Source organism: Lysobacter enzymogenes, from assembly GCF_017168095.1.
GTDB lineage: Bacteria > Pseudomonadota > Gammaproteobacteria > Xanthomonadales > Xanthomonadaceae > Lysobacter > Lysobacter enzymogenes_D.
The window spans coordinates 1-3,186 of the sequence record NZ_LXSD01000366.1 but is presented as its reverse complement, the minus strand read 5'-3'; the positions used below and the strand labels follow the sequence as shown (position 1 = coordinate 3,186).

General features: G+C 70.1%; 3 protein-coding genes. 1 reads left to right on the top strand and 2 read right to left on the bottom strand.

Going from position 1 to position 3,186, the window contains the following annotated elements:
• Positions 1-316 precede the first annotated feature (316 nt).
• The gene (locus tag A7A76_RS14635; RefSeq protein WP_206411870.1) at positions 317-796 is read left to right on the top strand and encodes a tRNA (cytidine(34)-2'-O)-methyltransferase; all 480 of its coding nucleotides are present in this window, start codon (positions 317-319) and stop codon (positions 794-796) included.
• 11 nt (positions 797-807) lie between these two features.
• Here A7A76_RS14635 and A7A76_RS14630 read toward each other — a convergent pair whose 3' ends face one another.
• Positions 808-1,812 (bottom strand): restriction endonuclease, encoded by a 1,005-nt coding sequence (locus A7A76_RS14630; RefSeq protein WP_206411869.1) that lies wholly within the window; start codon positions 1,810-1,812, stop codon positions 808-810.
• 68 nt (positions 1,813-1,880) lie between these two features.
• Entirely contained in the window at positions 1,881-3,167 is a 1,287-nt protein-coding gene (locus A7A76_RS14625) for a DUF58 domain-containing protein (RefSeq protein WP_428995160.1), read from the bottom strand.
• Between the last annotated feature and the right edge of the window lie 19 nt (positions 3,168-3,186).

The window sequence follows — 3,186 nt, the reverse complement described above, 5'->3', positions numbered from 1 at the left end:
GGCGGCGAGCGCCAGGGCGAGCGCGGCGGCGCGCGGGAGACGGGACGAGGAAAGCTGGGGCATGACGGCTCCGGTCGAGATGGCGTCCATGGGCGGACCACCGGCCATCTTAGGCGGCCCGCGCCCGGCGGGGCATGGGCCGCCGGTCACGTGGGGTGGCGGGCCGCTGCGGCGTTGCGCTTCCCGGGGGTGCGGGTGCGGGTGCGGTGCGGGTGCGGGTACCGGTGCAGCTGCCGGTGCGCGGCGGGATATGGGCGCAGGCGCGCGGCTGCGCCGCCCGGACGCGGCCTGCGCCGCCGGGCCGCATAATGGCGCGATGTTCAATGTCATCCTGTTCCAGCCGGAGATTCCGCCTAACACCGGCAACGTCATCCGCCTGTGCGCCAACACCGGCGCCGCCCTGCACCTGATCGCGCCGCTGGGCTTCACCCTGGAAGACAAGCAGCTCAAGCGCGCCGGCCTGGACTACCACGAGTACGCCAGCCTCAAGGTGCACGACAGCCTCGACGCCGCGCTGGCCGCGATCGCCGCCGCGCAGGGCGCCGCCCCGCGCCTGTTCGCGCTGAGCACGCGCGGCCGCGAACGCTTCGACGCCCCGCGCTACGCCGCCGGCGACGCCTTCCTGTTCGGCCCGGAAACCCGCGGCTTGCCGCAGGAGGTGCTGGACGCGCTGCCGCCGGAGCAGCGCTTGCGGCTGCCGATGCGCCCGGGCAACCGCAGCTTGAACCTGTCGAACACGGTGGCGGTGGTGGTGTTCGAGGCTTGGCGGCAGTTTGGGTATGCGGGCGGGGAGTGAGGCCGCCGGCCTCAGCCGTTGTCGAGCACTTGCGGCACGTAGATCCTGCGCAGCGGCAGCAGCCCCTTGTGGCGCGCATCGAACCGCTCGTAGTGATCGAAGATCAGGTCCACCAGTTCATCGCCGTCGATCAGGCGCAGATTGCCCTTGCTCTGCTCGAAGTTGCGGCAAGCCGGGCTGTAGCCGCCCAGGGTGACGAACAAACCGTACTCGCCGGAGCTGAGCTTTCCGTACAGCGCGGAGACGTCCTTGTCGCTCACCGTGGCGGAGCTGCTCTTGATCTGCACCTTGATGATCGGCGGTTCGATGCCGAGATGATCCTTGTGCGCGATCACGTCCACGCTGGGTTCGTTCACCCGCGTCTTGCGCGCGTGGTACCCCATGCATTGCAGCAGGTGCACGACGAAATCCTCCAGCGGCAAGCCCTTGAGCTCCTGGGCGAGCCGCTTGAGCACGAAGTCGCGGGTGGTGTCTTCGATCTCCTCGGAGACCGCCGCCACCGTCGCGTCTTCGTCCACCGGCACCGCATCGCTGGATTTGCCCTCGACCGCGGCGCGAAATTCCTCGGCGTAGCTCTTGACCTGGAACAGGCTCAGCGCCGAACCGATTTCGTACAACGCGCCTTGGGTGAACTGCAGGCGCGGTACCTGCCGCAGCCAGGAGACGTTGCGCCGATGCGGATAGCCGTGATCTTTCGCCGGCAGATACTGATAACCGCCGTCGATCCGGCCGATGTGCACCAGCTTGTCCTGCTTGGAGGGATAGACCACCAGATCGCCGGCCTTCATCTCATGCAGGAAGCGGTACGGAATTCCCGATACCGTGGCGATACCGCCTTTCTTGGCCTCCGGATAGGCCTGCACATAGCGCTGCCTGAAGGCTTCGCGGTCGGCGGACAACGGCGACAGATCGCCCATCGCCGCCCAGCCGATGGCGATACAGCCCTGCTTGAGGAACAGCGCATCCGCGTCGCCGGTCCGGCCGGCGTGAATGCCCCAAATCACCTCGTTCGCCATCGTGAATCTCCTGGGTTCGATTCGGCGCCGACGTGCGCGCCGCTACAGCATGCCTTCGCGGCAAGCGATCAAAGCAACCGATCGCGCTTCACCGCCAGATACTTCTCCACTAACGACGCCGCCAGCTGGTCGCAGGCCACGTCCAGCACCATCACCCCCTGGCTGCGCAGCGCTTCGTGCGCCTGGGCGCGGTGTTCCAGGTATTGCGCGGCGGCGCCGGCGCGGATGGCGCCGGAGAGGTCGTCGACGTCTTCGTCCAGCGCTTGGTCCAGCGAGCCTTCGCGCAGGCTGGCCACGCACACCAGGTGGCGGGCGCGCAGCATGCGCACGGCGGCGAGCAGGTCGTCCATGTCTTCGTCGCGCAGGTTGGTCACCAGCATCACCAGCGAGCGGCGGCGCTGGCGCAAAGACAGTTCGGTGGCGGCGGCGAGGAAGTCGGTGGCGACCGGTTGCGGCTGCAGCGCGTAGCTGGCGCGCAGCAGGTTGTCGATCGCGCCGACGCCGCGCTGCGGCGGCACCCAGCGGCTCTGGCCGCCGCTGGCGAGCAGGCCGACGCCGTCGCCCTGGCGCAGCGCCAGGTAGGCCACCACCAGCGCCGCGTCGAGCACGTGGTCGAAGTGCGACAGCTCGCCGTCGCGCGCCATCAGCCGGCGGCCGGTGTCGAGCATCAGCACCAGTTGCTGGTTGCGCTCGTCCTGGTACTCGCGCGAGATCAGCCGGCGCGCGCGCGCGGTGGCCTTCCAGTCGATCTGGCGCAGGCTGTCGCCGACGCGGTACTCGCGCATCTGGTGGAAGTCGGTGCCTTCGCCGCGGCGGCGCTTGACGTGCGCGCCGACCAGGCGCGAGGCCTGTTCGGCGCTGAACATCGCGAACTTGGCCAGCGGCGCGAAATTGGGGAACACGCGCACGCGCTGCGGCGCGCCGGTCACGCGCGACTGCCACCACAGGCCCCACGGCGAATGCAGCCGCAACTGGGTGCCGTCGAACTGGAAATCGCCGCGGCTGTTGGCGCGCAGGTGGTAGTCGAAGCCGGCCGATTCGCCGGGCTTGAGGTCGAGCCGGCGCGGCAGGTCGCGCATCGCCCAGCCGCCGGGATGCAGGTCGAACGCATCCACGCGCTGGCGCCGTTCGGCGTCGATCTGCAGGGTCACCGGCCGCTCCACGCCGATCGCCCAGGTGTCGTGCATGCGCCGCTGCACGCGCGGGGTCGGCGCGCGCCACACCCGCCACAGGTCCAGCGCCAGCAGCGCCAGCGCGATCAGCACCGCCAGCTGCCACCATTGCCGGCTCAGCCAGCCCGCGCTCGCCGCCAGCCCCAGCGCCGCGCACGGCAGCGCCAGCCAGCCCAGCCGCAACGACGGCCGCGGCCAGCTG

Coding starts and splice junctions, on each gene's coding strand:
- A7A76_RS14635 (WP_206411870.1), top strand. CDS start 317: ATGTTCAATGTCATCCTGTTCCAGCCGGAGATTCCGCCTAACACCGGC.
- A7A76_RS14630 (WP_206411869.1), bottom strand. CDS start 1,812: ATGGCGAACGAGGTGATTTGGGGCATTCACGCCGGCCGGACCGGCGAC.